The sequence below is a fragment of the Ensifer aridi genome, assembly GCF_002078505.1.
GTDB lineage: Bacteria > Pseudomonadota > Alphaproteobacteria > Rhizobiales > Rhizobiaceae > Sinorhizobium > Sinorhizobium aridi.
The window spans coordinates 1-15,007 of the sequence record NZ_LUAV01000008.1 but is presented as its reverse complement, the minus strand read 5'-3'; the positions used below and the strand labels follow the sequence as shown (position 1 = coordinate 15,007).

General features: G+C 60.4%; 27 protein-coding genes. All 27 read right to left on the bottom strand.

Translation table 11 applies throughout. From position 1 onward, the window contains the following. Positions 1 to 23: 23 nt before the first annotated feature. On the bottom strand, positions 24 to 449 hold the full coding sequence (gene rplQ / locus AYK65_RS08410) for a 50S ribosomal protein L17 (protein ID WP_026617372.1): 426 nt from the start codon (positions 447 to 449) through the stop codon (positions 24 to 26). A gap of 146 nt (positions 450 to 595) precedes the next feature. Beyond that, positions 596 to 1,606 (bottom strand): DNA-directed RNA polymerase subunit alpha, encoded by a 1,011-nt coding sequence (locus tag AYK65_RS08405; RefSeq protein ID WP_026617373.1) that lies wholly within the window; start codon positions 1,604 to 1,606, stop codon positions 596 to 598. Between the two features lie 103 nt (positions 1,607 to 1,709). Next, entirely contained in the window at positions 1,710 to 2,099 is a 390-nt protein-coding gene (rpsK, locus tag AYK65_RS08400) for a 30S ribosomal protein S11 (RefSeq protein WP_026617374.1), read from the bottom strand. A gap of 231 nt (positions 2,100 to 2,330) precedes the next feature. Next, on the bottom strand, positions 2,331 to 2,699 hold the full coding sequence (gene rpsM / locus AYK65_RS08395) for a 30S ribosomal protein S13 (RefSeq protein WP_026617375.1): 369 nt from the start codon (positions 2,697 to 2,699) through the stop codon (positions 2,331 to 2,333). Positions 2,700 to 2,931: 232 nt separating this feature from the next. Next, positions 2,932 to 3,510: an adenylate kinase gene (locus tag AYK65_RS08390; RefSeq protein ID WP_026617376.1), complete on the bottom strand. Its 579-nt coding sequence runs from the start codon at positions 3,508 to 3,510 to the stop codon at positions 2,932 to 2,934. Further along, the gene (gene secY / locus AYK65_RS08385; protein ID WP_026617377.1) at positions 3,507 to 4,847 is read right to left on the bottom strand and encodes a preprotein translocase subunit SecY; all 1,341 of its coding nucleotides are present in this window, start codon (positions 4,845 to 4,847) and stop codon (positions 3,507 to 3,509) included. The genes AYK65_RS08390 and secY overlap by 4 nt, the downstream gene beginning before the upstream one ends. A 236-nt stretch (positions 4,848 to 5,083) precedes the next feature. Next, positions 5,084 to 5,554 carry a 50S ribosomal protein L15 gene (gene rplO, locus AYK65_RS08380; protein ID WP_026617378.1) on the bottom strand — a complete coding sequence of 157 codons (471 nt, stop codon included), beginning with the start codon at positions 5,552 to 5,554 and terminating at the stop codon, positions 5,084 to 5,086. Between the two features lie 13 nt (positions 5,555 to 5,567). Continuing rightward, positions 5,568 to 5,771, bottom strand: coding sequence for a 50S ribosomal protein L30 (rpmD, locus tag AYK65_RS08375; protein WP_026617379.1), 204 nt, complete (start codon positions 5,769 to 5,771; stop codon positions 5,568 to 5,570). 12 nt (positions 5,772 to 5,783) lie between these two features. Further along, the gene (gene rpsE / locus AYK65_RS08370) at positions 5,784 to 6,353 is read right to left on the bottom strand and encodes a 30S ribosomal protein S5 (RefSeq protein WP_026617380.1); all 570 of its coding nucleotides are present in this window, start codon (positions 6,351 to 6,353) and stop codon (positions 5,784 to 5,786) included. A 129-nt stretch (positions 6,354 to 6,482) separates the two neighbouring features. Continuing rightward, complete coding sequence (gene rplR, locus AYK65_RS08365; RefSeq protein WP_026617381.1) at positions 6,483 to 6,845, bottom strand: 50S ribosomal protein L18; 363 nt, start codon at positions 6,843 to 6,845, stop codon at positions 6,483 to 6,485. A 12-nt stretch (positions 6,846 to 6,857) separates the two neighbouring features. Continuing rightward, a complete protein-coding gene (gene rplF, locus AYK65_RS08360; RefSeq protein WP_026617382.1) occupies positions 6,858 to 7,391 on the bottom strand; it encodes a 50S ribosomal protein L6 in 534 nt (177 codons plus the stop codon). 40 nt (positions 7,392 to 7,431) lie between these two features. Beyond that, positions 7,432 to 7,830, bottom strand: a complete 399-nt coding sequence (gene rpsH, locus AYK65_RS08355; RefSeq protein ID WP_026617383.1) for a 30S ribosomal protein S8 — start codon at positions 7,828 to 7,830, stop codon at positions 7,432 to 7,434. Between the two features lie 12 nt (positions 7,831 to 7,842). Then, a complete protein-coding gene (gene rpsN, locus AYK65_RS08350) occupies positions 7,843 to 8,148 on the bottom strand; it encodes a 30S ribosomal protein S14 (protein WP_026617384.1) in 306 nt (101 codons plus the stop codon). A 34-nt stretch (positions 8,149 to 8,182) separates the two neighbouring features. After that, positions 8,183 to 8,740 carry a 50S ribosomal protein L5 gene (rplE, locus tag AYK65_RS08345; RefSeq protein WP_026617385.1) on the bottom strand — a complete coding sequence of 186 codons (558 nt, stop codon included), beginning with the start codon at positions 8,738 to 8,740 and terminating at the stop codon, positions 8,183 to 8,185. Continuing rightward, complete coding sequence (gene rplX / locus AYK65_RS08340) at positions 8,733 to 9,044, bottom strand: 50S ribosomal protein L24 (RefSeq protein ID WP_026617386.1); 312 nt, start codon at positions 9,042 to 9,044, stop codon at positions 8,733 to 8,735. The genes rplE and rplX overlap by 8 nt, the downstream gene beginning before the upstream one ends. A 14-nt stretch (positions 9,045 to 9,058) precedes the next feature. Continuing rightward, positions 9,059 to 9,427, bottom strand: coding sequence for a 50S ribosomal protein L14 (gene rplN, locus AYK65_RS08335; RefSeq protein ID WP_012707761.1), 369 nt, complete (start codon positions 9,425 to 9,427; stop codon positions 9,059 to 9,061). 178 nt (positions 9,428 to 9,605) lie between these two features. Then, entirely contained in the window at positions 9,606 to 9,842 is a 237-nt protein-coding gene (rpsQ, locus tag AYK65_RS08330) for a 30S ribosomal protein S17 (RefSeq protein WP_026617387.1), read from the bottom strand. 13 nt (positions 9,843 to 9,855) lie between these two features. Beyond that, a complete protein-coding gene (gene rpmC / locus AYK65_RS08325; RefSeq protein ID WP_026622824.1) occupies positions 9,856 to 10,056 on the bottom strand; it encodes a 50S ribosomal protein L29 in 201 nt (66 codons plus the stop codon). Positions 10,057 to 10,068: 12 nt separating this feature from the next. Then, positions 10,069 to 10,482 (bottom strand): 50S ribosomal protein L16, encoded by a 414-nt coding sequence (rplP, locus tag AYK65_RS08320; protein ID WP_011975175.1) that lies wholly within the window; start codon positions 10,480 to 10,482, stop codon positions 10,069 to 10,071. A gap of 38 nt (positions 10,483 to 10,520) precedes the next feature. Next, complete coding sequence (rpsC, locus tag AYK65_RS08315) at positions 10,521 to 11,234, bottom strand: 30S ribosomal protein S3 (protein WP_012707759.1); 714 nt, start codon at positions 11,232 to 11,234, stop codon at positions 10,521 to 10,523. Then, positions 11,234 to 11,623 (bottom strand): 50S ribosomal protein L22, encoded by a 390-nt coding sequence (gene rplV / locus AYK65_RS08310; protein ID WP_034884443.1) that lies wholly within the window; start codon positions 11,621 to 11,623, stop codon positions 11,234 to 11,236. Before rplV ends, rpsC begins: the two co-directional genes overlap by 1 nt. A gap of 2 nt (positions 11,624 to 11,625) precedes the next feature. Further along, entirely contained in the window at positions 11,626 to 11,904 is a 279-nt protein-coding gene (gene rpsS, locus AYK65_RS08305; protein WP_002964358.1) for a 30S ribosomal protein S19, read from the bottom strand. A 15-nt stretch (positions 11,905 to 11,919) separates the two neighbouring features. After that, on the bottom strand, positions 11,920 to 12,756 hold the full coding sequence (gene rplB / locus AYK65_RS08300; RefSeq protein WP_026617390.1) for a 50S ribosomal protein L2: 837 nt from the start codon (positions 12,754 to 12,756) through the stop codon (positions 11,920 to 11,922). Between the two features lie 43 nt (positions 12,757 to 12,799). Beyond that, entirely contained in the window at positions 12,800 to 13,093 is a 294-nt protein-coding gene (locus AYK65_RS08295) for a 50S ribosomal protein L23 (protein WP_012707756.1), read from the bottom strand. Further along, positions 13,090 to 13,710, bottom strand: a complete 621-nt coding sequence (gene rplD / locus AYK65_RS08290; protein WP_026617391.1) for a 50S ribosomal protein L4 — start codon at positions 13,708 to 13,710, stop codon at positions 13,090 to 13,092. Before rplD ends, AYK65_RS08295 begins: the two co-directional genes overlap by 4 nt. A 12-nt stretch (positions 13,711 to 13,722) precedes the next feature. Further along, on the bottom strand, positions 13,723 to 14,409 hold the full coding sequence (gene rplC / locus AYK65_RS08285) for a 50S ribosomal protein L3 (RefSeq protein WP_026617392.1): 687 nt from the start codon (positions 14,407 to 14,409) through the stop codon (positions 13,723 to 13,725). A 123-nt stretch (positions 14,410 to 14,532) separates the two neighbouring features. Next, on the bottom strand, positions 14,533 to 14,841 hold the full coding sequence (rpsJ, locus tag AYK65_RS08280) for a 30S ribosomal protein S10 (protein WP_003507767.1): 309 nt from the start codon (positions 14,839 to 14,841) through the stop codon (positions 14,533 to 14,535). Between the last annotated feature and the right edge of the window lie 166 nt (positions 14,842 to 15,007).

The window sequence follows — 15,007 nt, the reverse complement described above, 5'->3', positions numbered from 1 at the left end:
GATTTAAGGAAACATGCAGTAGGTCAGGCGGCTTCGGCAGCCTCGGCTTCGACAGCAACGCGAGCGCGATCCTTCGCACCCTTGGCGTCGACGTCGCGGTCAACGAACTCAATGACGGCGAGCGGAGCGTTATCGCCCTGGCGGAAGCCTGCCTTCATGATGCGCAGATAGCCACCGTTGCGGGTAGCATAGCGCGATGCGATCGTGTCGAACAGCTTCGAGACAACGGCAACGTCGCGGATCTGCGAGATCGCCTGACGGCGAGCATGCAGGTCGCCGCGCTTACCGAGCGTGACGAGCTTCTCGACGATCGGACGGATTTCCTTGGCCTTCGGCAGGGTCGTGACGATCTGCTCGTGTTCGATCAGCGAAGCTGCCATGTTGGCAAACATCGCCTTGCGGTGGCTGGCGGTTCTATTCAGCTTGCGGCCGGCTTTACCGTGGCGCATGGCTATTCTCCTTTACTTGCAGGCATCCGCCCGCAGTCTAACGGGGCGTATATTCCGCTGAGAGCCGAAGGCTTGAAGCGATAGGACATATACGCAGTTTAACTTTCTAAGGCCAGCTTCACGCGTTCTTTCGAACGCGCGCGGCCTTAGTATTGGTCTTCGTAGCGCTTGGCGAGATCTTCGATGTTCTCCGGCGGCCAGGACGGCACTTCCATGCCGAGGTGCAGGCCCATGGAAGCAAGAACTTCCTTGATCTCGTTGAGCGACTTGCGACCAAAATTCGGCGTGCGGAGCATTTCTGCTTCGGTCTTCTGAATGAGGTCGCCGATATAGACGATGTTGTCGTTCTTCAGGCAGTTGGCCGAACGGACGGAAAGCTCCAGCTCGTCGACCTTCTTGAGAAGCGCCGGGTTGAAGGCGAGTTCCGTGACTGCCTCTTCCTCGGCTTCCTTCTGCGGCTCGTCGAAGTTGACGAAAACCGACAGCTGGTCCTGAAGGATGCGGGCCGCAAAGGCGATCGCATCTTCACCGGTGACGGAGCCATCGGTTTCGATCGACATCGTCAGCTTGTCGTAGTCGAGAACCTGGCCTTCACGGGTGTTCTCCACCTTGTAGGAGACCTTCTTGACCGGAGAGTACAGGCTGTCGACCGGAATGAGGCCGATCGGCGCATCTTCCGAGCGGTTGCGTTCAGCCGGTACATAGCCCTTGCCGTTGTTCACGGTGAACTCCATGCGGATCTCCGCGCCCTCGTCGAGGGTGCAGATCACATGGTTCGGGTTGAGGATTTCGATATCGCCGACCGTCTGGATGTCACCGGCCGTCACGACGCCCGGGCCCTGCTTGCGCACGACCATGCGCTTCGCGTCGTCGCCATCCATCTTGATGGCGATTTCCTTGATGTTGAGCACGATGTCGGTCACGTCTTCCCGCACACCCGGGATCGAGGAGAACTCGTGCAGCACGCCGTCGATCTGCACCGCCGTGACGGCAGCACCGCGCAGCGACGACAGAAGCACGCGGCGAAGCGCGTTGCCGAGCGTCAGGCCAAAGCCGCGTTCAAGCGGCTCCGCGACCAACGTTGCCCTGGTGCGGCCGGAGGAGGCGAACTCCACCTTGTTCGGCTTGATCAATTCCTGCCAATTTTTCTGGATCATGTTTTCTGCCTTCCGTTCGTTGCCACCATCCAATCGTGACAACCGAGCCCCGAAGACCGGGAGAGCGCCCATGCGCCCTCACCGGGATGTTGAATACAGATGATCAGACGCGGCGCTTCTTGCGCGGGCGGCAGCCATTGTGCGGGATCGGCGTCACGTCGCGAATCGACGTGATCATGAAACCCGCTGCCTGCAGCGCGCGAAGAGCGGATTCACGACCGGAACCCGGGCCGCAAACCTCGACCTCGAGCGACTTCATGCCGTGCTCCTGGGCCTTCCGCGCACAATCTTCCGCGGCGATCTGCGCTGCGAACGGCGTCGACTTGCGCGAGCCCTTGAAGCCCTTCGCGCCAGCGGACGACCAGGCAATCGCATTGCCCTGTGCGTCGGTGATGGTGATCATCGTGTTGTTGAACGACGAATTGACGTGTGCAACGCCAGACGTGATGTTCTTGCGCTCGCGGCGGCGAACGCGGGTGGCTTCCTTAGCCATAGGATCCCTTTCTTAGATCTCTGCACCGCCGTAATTCCAGCGGCTCCACCGGGAAAAGGATTTGTCGTCCCCTGCCCTGCATCTTGCATTTCGCGCGACCGACCAACCGGTTTCGCTGTGATTTGCACCGAGCCTAGCCGGCCCGGCACAACGGTCAGGCATTTGCCCAACCAAACTGCAAAAGGAGGCCGGCGTGCAACGCCAGCCTCCCGCACTTCCCTGTTCGGGAAATTACTTCTTCTTGCCGGCGATCGCCTTTGCCGGACCCTTGCGGGTGCGGGCATTGGTATGCGTACGCTGGCCGCGCACCGGCAGACCGCGACGATGACGCAGACCGCGATAGCAGCCGAGGTCCATCAGGCGCTTGATGTTCATCGCCGTTTCGCGGCGCAGGTCACCCTCGACCTGATAGTCACGGTCGATCGTCTCACGGATCTGAAGGACTTCGGCGTCCGTCAGCTGGTGCACGCGACGGTCAGCGGGAATGCCGACCTTCTCGGTGATTTCCTTCGCGAATTTCGGGCCGATCCCGTGAATGTAGGTCAGCGCGATGACGACGCGCTTTGCCGTCGGGATGTTGACGCCAGCGATACGTGCCACGTCTATTCTCCTTGCGTTCCAGTTGCCATCCGGCAATAGGTGCTTCGTTACGCGACCTTGAAGAGCCGCACGTTGATTGAGGTTCGAGACACGTCAAAAACGACCGTACCCGGACTTCATTGTTTTGAAGACCGCGCCGATCGCTTCTCATGTCGCGAGTTGACGCTGTCTTTGGAGGAATCGACCGGAAAAGTCAACTCCCCGGCGCTTCCATTTTGGCAAAGGCAAGCGCCTAGGCCAGAATCTTCTCGATCTCGGCCGTGACCGTGTTCACGTCGGCCATGCCGTCGACGGTCTTCAGTCGACCGGTCCGGGCATAGTGTTCCGAAAGCGGAGCGGTCTTTTCCCGATACTCCGTCAGGCGGCGCCGAAAGGCCTCGGGATTGTCGTCGGAGCGGACAGTGCCGCCCGCGGCCACCGTTTCCGCTACGCGATTCTCCATCCGCCGCACAAGCGCTGCCTCGTCGACCTTCAGCTCGATGACCGCATCGAGCTTCAGGCCCTTTTTTTCAAGCATCCGGTCGAGCGCCACGGCCTGCGGGACGGTCCGAGGATAGCCGTCCAGAATGAAGCCCCTGGCGCAATCCGGCGCATCGATACGGTCGGAGACGATTTCGTTGACGATTTCGTCGGAGACGAGCTGGCCGGCATCCATCACTGCCTTCGCGCGCTTGCCGACCTCGGTCGCCTGAGCCACGGCCGCCCGTAGCATATCCCCCGTGGAAAGCTGCGGGATGCCGTATCTCTCCGTCAGGAGCTTGGCCTGCGTACCCTTGCCAGCGCCCGGCGGGCCCAAAAAAATAAGTCTCATCGTCCCCTCTTTCCTCCGCGCAGCTTCGACTTCTTGATCAGCCCCTCATATTGCTGGGCAATGAGGTGACCCTGGATCTGTGCTACCGTATCGAGGGTCACGCTGACAACAATCAAAAGCGACGTACCACCAAGGTAGAACGGCACGCCGGTCTGCGAGATGAGGATCTCGGGCAGGATACAGACAAAGATCAGGTAGACCGCACCGATGACGGTGATGCGGGTCAAGACGTAATCGATGTATTCGGCCGTACGCTCGCCCGGACGGATTCCGGGGATGAAGCCGCCGTGCTTCTTCAGATTGTCGGCCGTGTCCTTCGGGTTGAATACGATCGCCGTGTAGAAGAAGGCGAAGAACGCGATCATCGCACCGTAGAGCACCATGTAGAGCGGCTGGCCGTGCGCGAGCGCGCCGACGATGGTCGTCGCCCACCCCGGCAGCGTCTGGGCGTTGGCAAAGCCAGCAAGCGTCGCGGGCAGCAGGAGCAGCGACGAGGCGAAGATCGCCGGGATCACGCCCGAGGTGTTGAGCTTCAGCGGCAGATGCGACGTATCGCCCTGGAACATCCGGTTGCCGACCTGGCGCTTCGGATACTGGATCAACAGACGGCGCTGCGCCCGTTCGACGAAGACGATCAGCGCGATTACGGCGACGACCATGACAATGATCGCTAGGATAAGCGGCGTCGAAAGCGCACCGGTGCGGCCGAGCTCCAGCGTACCGGCGAGCGCCCCCGGCAGAGCTGCGACGATGCCGGCGAAAATGATGAGAGAGATGCCGTTACCGATGCCGCGCGAGGTGATCTGCTCGCCAAGCCACATCAGGAACATCGTGCCGCCGAGGAGCGAGATGACGGTGGAAATCCGGAAGAACCAGCCTGGATCGTTGACGAGGCCGCTACCGCTCTCAAGACCGACGGCGATGCCGTAGGCCTGCATCGCGCCCAGAAGCACCGTGCCGTAGCGGGTATATTGGTTGATGACCTTACGGCCCTGCTCGCCTTCCTTCTTCAGCTGCTCGAGCGCCGGAACGACCGACGTCATGAGCTGCACGATGATCGAGGCGGAGATATAGGGCATGATGCCGAGCGCGAAGATCGCCATGCGCTCTACCGCGCCGCCCGAGAACATGTTGAACAGGCCGAGAATCCCGCCTGCCTGCCCCTGGAAGGCCTGTGCGAACGCGTCCGGATTTAGGCCGGGCAGCGGGATATAGGTGCCAAGACGGTAAACCAGGAGCGCACCGAGGGTGAACCAGAGGCGCTTCTTCAGATCTTCCGCCTTCGCGAAAGTCGAAAAATTCAGGTTCGAGGCGAGCTGTTCCGCTGCAGAAGCCATGCAATTCTCCGCGTACCAAATCTCGGAAATCGCGGGAAAACCCGGTCAGTTCCGGACTGAGTAAGTTCTCTTCGGTGAAAACCTGACGCGAGGCGATTGTCGCTGCAATCGGATGCCTCACCGTGGTTTCCGTTGTGTCCCGTCGCGGCAAGCGATTCGCCGCCTCGGACGTGAGGCTCACATATGGGAGCAAAACCGCCCGGCGTGAAGCACCCCGGGCGGTTCATCAGTCATAATTATTCCGCGGCCGCTGCGAGCAGCTTAATGGAGCCGCCGGCCTTTTCGATCTTCTCGATCGCCGACTTAGAGGCACCTGCAACTTCGAGCGCAATCCTCGCCTTCAGTTCGCCGTCAGCGAGGATGCGGACGCCGTCCTTGGCGCGGCGGATGACGCCGGCAGCCTGGAGAGCCGTGGCATCGACGGTCTTCGACGCATCGAGCTTCTTGGCGTCGACGGCAGCCTGGATGCGGCCGAGCGACACGACAACAAACTCCGAAGCGAAGATGTTGTTGAAGCCGCGCTTCGGCAGGCGGCGATAGATGGGCATCTGACCGCCTTCGAAGCCGTTGATCGAAACGCCCGAACGCGCCTTCTGACCCTTAACGCCCCGGCCACCGGTCTTGCCGGAGCCGGAGCCGATACCGCGGCCAACACGCTTGCGGTTCTTGGTCGCGCCTTCGTTGTCCTTGATTTCATTCAGTTTCATTTGTAGATCCCCCTCACTTCTCGTCGACGACGCGAACGAGGTGCTGGACGGCCCGGATCATGCCGCGAACGGCCGGAGTGTCTTCCAGCGTGCGAACCCGGTGCATCTTGTTGAGGCCCAGGCCGATGAGCGTCTGACGCTGCACGGCCGGACGGCGAATGGGGCTACCGATCTGCTCGACGGTAACCGTCTTCTTGGCAACTTCCTTCTTAGCCATCTGTCAGCTCCCTTATTCTTCGGAACCAACGCCGGCGGAGACGCGGCGGGCCTGGAGCGTGGCGTATTTGATGCCGCGCTGTGCCGCGATGTCCTTCGGGTGCATCTGGTTCTTGAGCGCGTCGAAGGTTGCGCGAACCATGTTGTAGGGGTTCGACGAACCGGTCGACTTGGCAACGACGTCGTGAACGCCGAGCGTTTCAAAAACGGCGCGCATCGGGCCACCGGCAATGATACCCGTACCGGGCTTGGCTGCACGCAGCAGAACCTTGCCGGCGCCATGGCGGCCGTTGACGTCGTGATGCAGGGTGCGGCCACCACGCAGCGGAACGAAGATCAGATCGCGCTTTGCAGCTTCGGTTGCCTTGCGAATGGCTTCCGGCACTTCGCGCGCCTTGCCATGGCCGAAGCCAACGCGGCCCTTCTGGTCGCCTACGACGACGAGAGCGGCGAAACCGAAACGACGACCGCCCTTCACCACCTTGGCGACGCGGTTGATAGCGACGAGCTTATCGACAAATTCGCTGTCGCGCTCTTCACGGCTCTGGCGCTCTTCGCGCGGAGCACGTTCTTTCTGTGCCATTGTCCTCTTCCTTTTTCTTTTCCGGGTGCAATCGGCAGATTGACGAAAAGTCGCCTCGCTTAAGGCGAGACGACCGGGGGTAATCACGAAGCGGAGTTCCGCCCGGGCATTCCACCCGGGCGGCGAACCTTAGAAGTTCAGGCCGCCTTCGCGAGCTGCCTCGGCCAGCGCCTTGATGCGGCCGTGGTAGATGAAGGCGCCGCGATCAAAGACGACGTCCTTGATGCCCGCCTGGGATGCGCGCTCTGCGATGAGCTTGCCGACGGCGGCTGCAGCCGCCGTGTCGGCGCCGGTCTTCAGCGCAGACTTGAGGTCCGCCTCAAGGGTCGATGCAGCGGCAATCGTCTTGCCTGCAACATCGTCGATGATCTGCGCATAGATGTTCTTCGACGAGCGATGAACCGACAGGCGCGGACGGCCATTGGCGACCGCCTTGATTTGACGGCGCACGCGGCTGGCGCGACGCACAAGAGTATCTTTCCTGCTAGCCATTTCGCGTGATCCTTACTTCTTCTTGCCTTCTTTGCGGACGATCCGCTCTTCGGCATACTTGACGCCCTTGCCCTTGTAGGGCTCGGGGCCGCGGTATTCGCGGATTTCCGCGGCAACCTGGCCGACCTGCTGTTTGTTGATGCCGGAAACGACGATTTCCGTCGGCTTCGGCACAGCGATCGTGATGCCTTCCGGCGTCTGATAGACGACGTCGTGGCTGAAGCCGAGCGCGAGCTGCAGGTTCTTGCCCTGCATGGAAGCGCGGTAACCGACGCCGTTGATTTCGAGCTTGCGCTCGTAACCGTCCTTCACGCCCTTGAAGATGTTCTCGATCATCGTGCGGGACATGCCCCACTTAGCGCGAGCATCCTTGCTCTCATTGAGCGGCTCAACGACAACCGTGTTGTTTTCGAGCTTCACCGAGACTTCGTCGTTCGCGACGAAGAACAGTTCGCCCTTCGGGCCCTTTGCCGTTACCTTCTGGCCTTCCACGTTAGCCGTGACGCCTGCCGGAACTTGAACGGGCTTCTTACCGATACGAGACATTTTTATACCTGTCTGTTCGCTATGGAGATCCTGCTCGGCCTTAGAAGACCGAGCAAAGAACCTCGCCACCAACATTCTGTTCGCGTGCCTGGTGATCGGCCATCACACCCTTCGGGGTCGAAAGGATGGTGATGCCGAGGCCGTTCGCGACCTGCGGGATGGACTTGACCGAGACATAGACCCGGCGGCCCGGCTTGGAGACGCGCGAGATCTCACGGATCACGGAAGCGCCTTCATAGTATTTCAGCTCGATGTTCAGCTCGGACTTGCCGTTGCCGAATTCGACTTCGGAGTATCCGCGGATGTAGCCTTCGGACTGAAGGACATCCAGAACGCGTGCGCGGAGCTTGGAAGCCGGCGTCGAAACGCTCGACTTGCGGCGCGCAGCGCCGTTGCGGATACGGGTGAGCATATCGCCCAAGGGATCAGTCATTGCCATGTGCCCGTCTCCTTACCAGCTCGACTTGACCACGCCCGGCACCTTGCCGAGATTGCCCAGTTCGCGAAGCGCGATACGCGACATGCGAAGCTTGCGATAGTAGGCGCGCGGACGGCCGGTAACTTCGCAACGGTTGCGGATACGAGTCTTGGACCCATCCCGCGGCAGCTCGGCCAGCTTGAGGGTGGCCTTGAACCGCTCTTCGATCGGCAAAGACTGGTTCATGATGATTGCCTTCAAGGCCGCGCGCTTGGCGGCTTGGCCGGCAACCAGTTTGCGGCGGCGCTTGTTCTTTTCAACTGCGCTCGTTTTCGCCATAACAGTTATCCTTCTTTACGCTTGTCGTTACGGATTACTGACGGAACGGGAAGTTGAACTCTTCAAGCAGAGCGCGAGCTTCGTCGTCGTTAGTTGCCGTCGTGCAAACGATGATGTCCATGCCCCACATCTGATCAACCTTGTCGTAGTTGATCTCAGGGAACACAATGTGCTCCTTGATGCCCATGGCGAAATTGCCACGACCATCGAAGGACTTCGGATTGAGGCCACGGAAATCTCGAACACGCGGAAGAGCGATGTTGATGAGACGATCCAGGAACTCATACATCCGAACGCCGCGCAGGGTAACCTTGGCGCCAATCGGCATGCCTTCGCGTAGTTTGAAGCCAGCGATGGAGTTGCGAGCGCGGGTGATTACCGGCTTCTGGCCGGCAATCGCAGCGAGGTCGGCCGCAGCAACGGACGGCTTCTTGGAGTCGCCAGTCGCTTCGCCAACACCCATGTTGATGACGATCTTGTCGAGGCGCGGGATCTGCATTTCGTTGGCGTAGGAGAACTTCTCCTGCATCGCCTTGCGGATGCGCTCTACATATTCCTTCTTGAGCCGCGGCTCATAAGCGGTCTTAGCCATCGATCACTTCTCCCGAACGCTTGGCCACGCGGACCTTCTTGTCACCATCAATCTTGAAACCGACGCGGGTCGGCTTGCCGTCCTTCGGATCAGCGATCGCGATGTTCGAAAGGTGGATCGGGGCTTCCTTGGTGATAATGCCGGCTTCCTGGCTCTGGGTCTGGCGCTGGTGACGCTTCACCATGTTAACGCCACGCACGACAGCCCGGTCTTCCTTCGGCATGACCTGAACGACTTCGCCGGTGCGGCCCTTGTCCTTACCGGTGAGAACGACGACCTTGTCGCCTTTGCGAATCTTCTGCATCTCTGTTCGCTCCCTTAGAGTACTTCCGGAGCCAGCGAGATGATCTTCATGTGGTTCTTGGCGCGGAGTTCGCGCGGAACCGGTCCGAAGATACGGGTGCCGATCGGCTCTTTCTTGTTATCGATGAGAACGGCTGCGTTGGTGTCGAAACGGATGACGCTGCCATCCGGACGGCGGATGTCCTTCGCGGTGCGAACGACAACAGCCTTCATGACATCACCCTTCTTCACGCGGCCGCGCGGAATGGCTTCCTTGATCGACACGACAATGATGTCGCCGATCGACGCATACTTGCGCTTGGAGCCGCCCAGCACCTTGATGCACATGACACGACGTGCGCCGGAATTATCCGCCACGTCGAGGTTTGTTTGCATCTGAATCATGTCAGGTCGCCTTCTTGTTGTTACCAGGCCGGTTGGGTCGAAACCCCCTCGCCCGGCTTATTGTGCTCATCTCAAAGCAAAAGAACGCCCGGACTCGAGCGTTCCTCGGCTTTAATTGCGTGCTTCATACAGATATTTGCCCGAGACGCAAGGGTCCGACGGACAAAACCTGCACAAATCAAGCCTGGGCGGAGATCACCGTCCAGCGCTTGTCCTTGGAAATCGGCGCGCATTCCTCGATGGAAACGACATCGCCGACCTTGTACTGGTTGTTCTCGTCGTGAGCCTTGTACTTCTTGGAGCGACGGACGGTCTTCTGGAGGATCGGGTGCGCAAAGCGGCGCTCGACCCGTACGACGACGGTCTTGTCGTTCTTGTCGCTGACGACGGTGCCCTGCAGAATGCGTTTCGGCATATTCTTCTGGTCCTTAGGCCTTGGCTTCTGCCGCCTTCTGGCGGGCAATGGTTTTGACGCGTGCGATGTCCTTGCGGACTTCGTTGATACGCGAAGACTTTTCGAGCTGGCCGGTTGCCTTCTGGAAGCGGAGGTTGAACTGCTCCTTCTTCAGCTTGGCAAGCTCTTCCTTGAGTTGGTCGGCGCTCAGAGCGCGAACATCTGCGGCTTTCATGAGCTTCACTCCTTACTCTGCGATACGCTGCACGAAGCGCGTCTTGACAGAGAGCTTGGCAGCGCCAAGACGAAGTGCCTCACGGGCGAGTTCTTCGCTGACACCATCGATCTCGAACATCATACGGCCGGGCTTGACCTTGCATGCCCAGTATTCGACCGAACCCTTACCCTTACCCATGCGGACTTCGGTCGGCTTGGCGGTGACCGGAACGTCCGGGAACACGCGAATCCAAACGCGGCCGGCGCGCTTCATGTGGCGGGTGATCGCGCGGCGAGCCGCTTCGATCTCGCGAGCGTTGACACGGTTCGGCTCCTGAGCCTTCAGGCCGAATTCGCCGAAGGCGAGATCAGAACCGCCCTTGGCAACGCCCTTGATGCGGCCCTTGAACTGCTTGCGATACTTCGTACGCTTTGGCTGCAACATTTTTTTACTTCTCCGATATTGGCTGCCACGCGCGAATGTTACGCGTTCTCACGACGACGGTCTCGACCGCCACCGCCCTGGTTGTCACTCTCGGTCGCGCGGCGCTCGGAAGCCATCGGATCGTGCTCGAGGATTTCGCCCTTGAAGATCCAGACTTTGACACCGCAGATGCCGAAAGCGGTTTCCGCTTCAGCCGTACCGTAGTCGATGTCGGCGCGCAGCGTATGCAGCGGCACGCGGCCTTCGCGATACCATTCGGTACGAGCGATTTCCGCCCCGCCGAGACGGCCGGCGCAGGTGATCTTGATGCCTTCGGCGCCGAGACGCATGGCCGACTGGACAGCGCGCTTCATCGCACGGCGGAAAGCCACGCGGCGTTCGAGCTGCTGGGCGATCGACTGAGCAACGAGCGTTGCGTCAACTTCCGGCTTGCGCACTTCAACGATGTTGAGGTGCGTCTCGGAGTTGGTCATTTCGGAAAGCTTCTTGCGCAGCTTTTCGATGTCGGCGCCCTTCTTGCCGATGATGAGGCCCGGACGAGCCGAGTGGATCGTCACGCGGCACTTCTTGTGCGGACGCTCGATCACGACCTTGGCGATACCGGCAGCCTTCAGCTCTTCCATCAGGTACGCGCGGATCTTCAGGTCTTCATGAAGAAGCTGACCGTACTCCGCGTTATCCGCGAACCAACGGCTATCCCAGGTCCGGTTGATGCCGAGACGGAAACCGATCGGATTAATCTTCTGGCCCATTATGCGGCCTCCCCTGTGGCTTCCACTTCACGAACAACGATCGTCAAGTGCGAGAACGGCTTTTCGACGCGCGATGCACGGCCGCGACCACGGGCGTGGAAGCGCTTCATCACGATCGACTTGCCAACATAAGCTTCCGCGACGATGAGCGAATCAACGTCGAGATCGTGGTTGTTCTCAGCGTTCGCAATCGCAGATTCAAGCGTCTTCTTGACGGTACCTGCTATGCGCTTGCGCGAGAACTCGAGTTCGGCCAGAGCGCGGTCAACCTTCTTGCCGCGGATCAGCGCGGCAACGAGGTTGAGCTTCTGGGGGCTGACGCGGATCGTGCGCGCAATTGCCTGCGCCTCATTATCCTTCAGCCGGCGTTCGGCTTTTGCCTTGCCCATTGTTACTTCCTCTTCGCTTTCTTGTCCGCGCCATGACCATAATAGGTCCGGGTCGGTGCGAATTCACCGAACTTGTGACCGACCATTTCCTCGGACACAGAGACGGGAACATGCTTGTTTCCGTTGTAGACGCCGAAGGTCAGACCGACGAACTGCGGAAGGATGGTGGAGCGACGGCTCCACATCTTGATCACTTCGTTGCGACCGCCTTCGCGAACCTTCTCAGCCTTCTTGAGAAGATAGCCGTCAACAAACGGACCTTTCCAAACTGAACGAGCCACTTGAGACTTCCTCTCTTACTTCTTGCGCTGATGACGCGAGCGCATGATGAACTTGTCGGTCGACTTGTTGGAGCGCGTGCGCTTGCCCTTCGTCGGCTTGCCCCACGGGGTAACCGGGTGGCGGCCACCGGACGTGCGGCCTTCACCACCGCCGTGCGGATGGTCAACCGGGTTCATGACGACGCCGCGTACGTGCGGGCGCTTGCCGCGCCAACGCGAACGGCCAGCCTTACCGTCATTGATGTTGCCGTGATCGGGGTTCGATACAGCACCGATCGATGCAAGGCAAGAGCCGTGCACCAGGCGCTGCTCGCCCGAGTTCAGGCGAAGGATCGCCATGCCCTGGTCGCGGCCGACGAGCTGCGCATAGGTTCCGGCAGAGCGAGCGATCTGGCCGCCCTTGCCCGGCTTCATTTCCACGTTGTGGATGATGGAGCCGACCGGGATGAACTGCAGCGGCATGGTGTTGCCGGGCTTGACGTCGACAGCCTTGTCCGAAGCGATGACCTTGTCGCCGGCCGCAAGACGCTGCGGCGCCAAGATATAGGCCTGTTCGCCGTCGGCGTAGTTGACGAGCGCGATGAAGGCGGTGCGGTTCGGGTCATATTCCAGACGCTCGACCGTGCCCTCGACGCCGAACTTGCGACGCTTGAAGTCGACCAGACGGTAGGACCGCTTGTGACCGCCGCCCTGGAAGCGGACGGTGATGCGGCCCAGGTTGTTGCGACCGCCCTTGGAGGACAGGCCCTCGGTCAGCGCCTTGACGGGCTTGCCCTTGTAGAGGCCAGCCCGGTCCACGATGACCAGTTGGCGCTGGCTCGGCGTCGTCGGATTGAAATTTTTCAATGCCATTTTCTTGTTCCCTTTTGGGTTTTTACCCTAATGGGCCTATCCGTTAGAGACCGGTCGAGACGTCGATGGACTGACCTTCGGCGAGCGTGATGATCGCCTTCTTGACGTCCTTCTGCTTTCCGGCGAAGCCGCGGAAGCGCTTCAGCTTGCCCTTGCGGACGAGCGTGTTCACGGCCGTGACCTTGACGCCGAACAGGGCTTCGACTGCAGCCTTGATCTCAGGCTTCGAGGCGCCCTTGGCGACGTTGAAGACGACCTGGTTCTGCTCGGAAACCAGCGTCGACTTTTCGGTGATCGATGGAGACACGATCACGTCGTAGTGGCGAAGATCCGTCATTTGAACCGCTCCTCCAGAGCTTCCACGGCAGCCTTGGAAAGCACGAGCTTGCCGCGGCGCAGGATGTCGTAAACGTTGATGCCCTGAACCGGCAGAACGTCCACATTCGGGATGTTCTGGGCTGCGAGCTTGAAGTTGCTCTCGATCTCGGCGCCGCCGATGATCAGAGCGTTGGTGAGGCCGAGCGAGGCGAATGCGCCGGCAAGTGCCTTCGTCTTCGCTTCCTTGGCGATGAGATCGTCAACGACGATGATCTCTTCAGCCTTTAGCTTGGCCGACAGCGCATGGCGAAGCCCGAGCGCGCGGATCTTCTTCGGAAGATCGTGCTCATGGCTGCGGACGACCGGGCCGTGAGCCTTGCCGCCGCCGCGGAACTGCGGAGCACGAGCCGAATGGTGACGGGCGCGGCCCGTACCCTTCTGCTTGTACATCTTCGCGCCGGTGCGGGCGACTTCCGCACGGCCCTTGGCCTTGTGCGTGCCCTGCTGACGTTTGGCGAGCTGCCAGCGAACGACGCGGGCGATGATGTCTTCACGGGGTTCGAGGCCGAAAATGGCGTCAGAAAGGGAAACCTTTCCCGCGTCCTTGCCCTCGAGGGTTTTGACGGTGAGATCCATTATTCGGCTCCCTTACTTCGATGCTGCGGCGCGCACGGCGGCAGGGCGCGGTGCGCCTTCCGGAGTGCCCGACTTGATTGCGTCGCGAACCACGATCCAGGAACCCTTGGAGCCGGGAACGGCACCCTTGACCAGGATCAGACCACGATCTTCGTCGGTCGATACGACTTCCAGGTTCTGCGTCGTGACGCGCGTCTGGCCCATGTGACCAGCCATGCGCTTGCCCTTCCAGACGCGGCCCGGGTCCTGGTTGGAACCGGTCGAACCATGCGAACGGTGCGATACGGATACGCCGTGCGTAGCACGCAGACCGCCGAAGTTATGGCGCTTGATCGCGCCGGCAAAGCCCTTACCGATCGTGGTGCCGGTGACGTCTACGAGCTGGCCGGCGACGAAATGGCTGGCCGTCAGCTCGGCGCCAACTTCGATCAGGTTGTCGGCGCTCACGCGGAACTCGACGAGCTTTGCCTTCGGCTCGACGCTTGCAGCGGCGAAATGGCCGCGCATGGCCTTCGGCGTATTCTTGACCTTCGAACGGCCTGCACCCAGCTGAACTGCGGTATAGCCGTTCTTCTCTTCCGTGCGGTGGGCCACTACCTGGCAGTTCTCCAGCCGCAATACTGTAACCGGGATATGCTCGCCGGCGTCGTTGTAGACGCGGGTCATTCCCACTTTCTGTGCAATCACACCTGAACGCATCGGTTCACGCCTCTTGTTTAGGGTTCCCGTCCGGCGCTTTCCCGCACCTTTCGGTTTCCTGTTCCTGGAAGCCGTTGGAGAAACTCCACGTACCTTCCTTGTTATTTCGGCTTGCGCCGGGTCTTAGAGCTTGATCTCGACGTCGACGCCGGCGGCCAGATCGAGCTTCATCAGCGCGTCCACCGTCTGCGGGGTCGGATCAACGATATCGAGAAGACGCTTGTGCGTGCGCATCTCGAACTGTTCGCGGCTCTTCTTGTCGACATGCGGCGACCGGTTGACCGTGAATTTCTCAATCCGGGTCGGAAGCGGCACGGGCCCGCGCACACTCGCACCGGTGCGCTTGGCCGTCGACACGATTTCGCGCGTGGAGGCATCGAGGATCCGGTGATCAAACGCCTTGAGGCGGATGCGGATATTCTGGCCGTTCATTCGACTTGTCCTTGCTCGTGTTTCCGGTGTGCTTTCACGCACACACTTGAACTTCTGAATTCGTTTCGCTTTAGCCGCTTCTTTTCAAAAATCGCAGGGACATGGGCGACCATGTCCCTGTCGAAACGGCCAGGCCGTTTTCTTCTTACTTGATGATCGAGGCGAC

What these genes read in the sequence shown, in the direction of transcription:
- rplQ (WP_026617372.1), bottom strand. Translation starts at nt 449, where the DNA reads ATGCGCCACGGTAAAGCCGGCCGCAAGCTGAATAGAACCGCCAGCCAC.
- AYK65_RS08405 (WP_026617373.1), bottom strand. Translation starts at nt 1,606, where the DNA reads ATGATCCAGAAAAATTGGCAGGAATTGATCAAGCCGAACAAGGTGGAG.
- rpsK (WP_026617374.1), bottom strand. Translation starts at nt 2,099, where the DNA reads ATGGCTAAGGAAGCCACCCGCGTTCGCCGCCGCGAGCGCAAGAACATC.
- AYK65_RS08390 (WP_026617376.1), bottom strand. Translation starts at nt 3,510, where the DNA reads ATGAGACTTATTTTTTTGGGCCCGCCGGGCGCTGGCAAGGGTACGCAG.
- secY (WP_026617377.1), bottom strand. Translation starts at nt 4,847, where the DNA reads ATGGCTTCTGCAGCGGAACAGCTCGCCTCGAACCTGAATTTTTCGACT.
- rplO (WP_026617378.1), bottom strand. Translation starts at nt 5,554, where the DNA reads ATGAAACTGAATGAAATCAAGGACAACGAAGGCGCGACCAAGAACCGC.
- rpmD (WP_026617379.1), bottom strand. Translation starts at nt 5,771, where the DNA reads ATGGCTAAGAAGGAAGTTGCCAAGAAGACGGTTACCGTCGAGCAGATC.
- rpsE (WP_026617380.1), bottom strand. Translation starts at nt 6,353, where the DNA reads ATGGCACAGAAAGAACGTGCTCCGCGCGAAGAGCGCCAGAGCCGTGAA.
- rplR (WP_026617381.1), bottom strand. Translation starts at nt 6,845, where the DNA reads ATGGCTAGCAGGAAAGATACTCTTGTGCGTCGCGCCAGCCGCGTGCGC.
- rplF (WP_026617382.1), bottom strand. Translation starts at nt 7,391, where the DNA reads ATGTCTCGTATCGGTAAGAAGCCCGTTCAAGTTCCGGCAGGCGTCACG.
- rpsH (WP_026617383.1), bottom strand. Translation starts at nt 7,830, where the DNA reads ATGGCAATGACTGATCCCTTGGGCGATATGCTCACCCGTATCCGCAAC.
- rpsN (WP_026617384.1), bottom strand. Translation starts at nt 8,148, where the DNA reads ATGGCGAAAACGAGCGCAGTTGAAAAGAACAAGCGCCGCCGCAAACTG.
- rplE (WP_026617385.1), bottom strand. Translation starts at nt 8,740, where the DNA reads ATGGCTAAGACCGCTTATGAGCCGCGGCTCAAGAAGGAATATGTAGAG.
- rplX (WP_026617386.1), bottom strand. Translation starts at nt 9,044, where the DNA reads ATGCAGAAGATTCGCAAAGGCGACAAGGTCGTCGTTCTCACCGGTAAG.
- rplN (WP_012707761.1), bottom strand. Translation starts at nt 9,427, where the DNA reads ATGATTCAGATGCAAACAAACCTCGACGTGGCGGATAATTCCGGCGCA.
- rpsQ (WP_026617387.1), bottom strand. Translation starts at nt 9,842, where the DNA reads ATGCCGAAACGCATTCTGCAGGGCACCGTCGTCAGCGACAAGAACGAC.
- rpmC (WP_026622824.1), bottom strand. Translation starts at nt 10,056, where the DNA reads ATGAAAGCCGCAGATGTTCGCGCTCTGAGCGCCGACCAACTCAAGGAA.
- rplP (WP_011975175.1), bottom strand. Translation starts at nt 10,482, where the DNA reads ATGTTGCAGCCAAAGCGTACGAAGTATCGCAAGCAGTTCAAGGGCCGC.
- rpsC (WP_012707759.1), bottom strand. Translation starts at nt 11,234, where the DNA reads ATGGGCCAGAAGATTAATCCGATCGGTTTCCGTCTCGGCATCAACCGG.
- rplV (WP_034884443.1), bottom strand. Translation starts at nt 11,623, where the DNA reads ATGGGCAAGGCAAAAGCCGAACGCCGGCTGAAGGATAATGAGGCGCAG.
- rplB (WP_026617390.1), bottom strand. Translation starts at nt 12,756, where the DNA reads ATGGCATTGAAAAATTTCAATCCGACGACGCCGAGCCAGCGCCAACTG.
- AYK65_RS08295 (WP_012707756.1), bottom strand. Translation starts at nt 13,093, where the DNA reads ATGACGGATCTTCGCCACTACGACGTGATCGTGTCTCCATCGATCACC.
- rplD (WP_026617391.1), bottom strand. Translation starts at nt 13,710, where the DNA reads ATGGATCTCACCGTCAAAACCCTCGAGGGCAAGGACGCGGGAAAGGTT.
- rplC (WP_026617392.1), bottom strand. Translation starts at nt 14,409, where the DNA reads ATGCGTTCAGGTGTGATTGCACAGAAAGTGGGAATGACCCGCGTCTAC.
- rpsJ (WP_003507767.1), bottom strand. Translation starts at nt 14,841, where the DNA reads ATGAACGGCCAGAATATCCGCATCCGCCTCAAGGCGTTTGATCACCGG.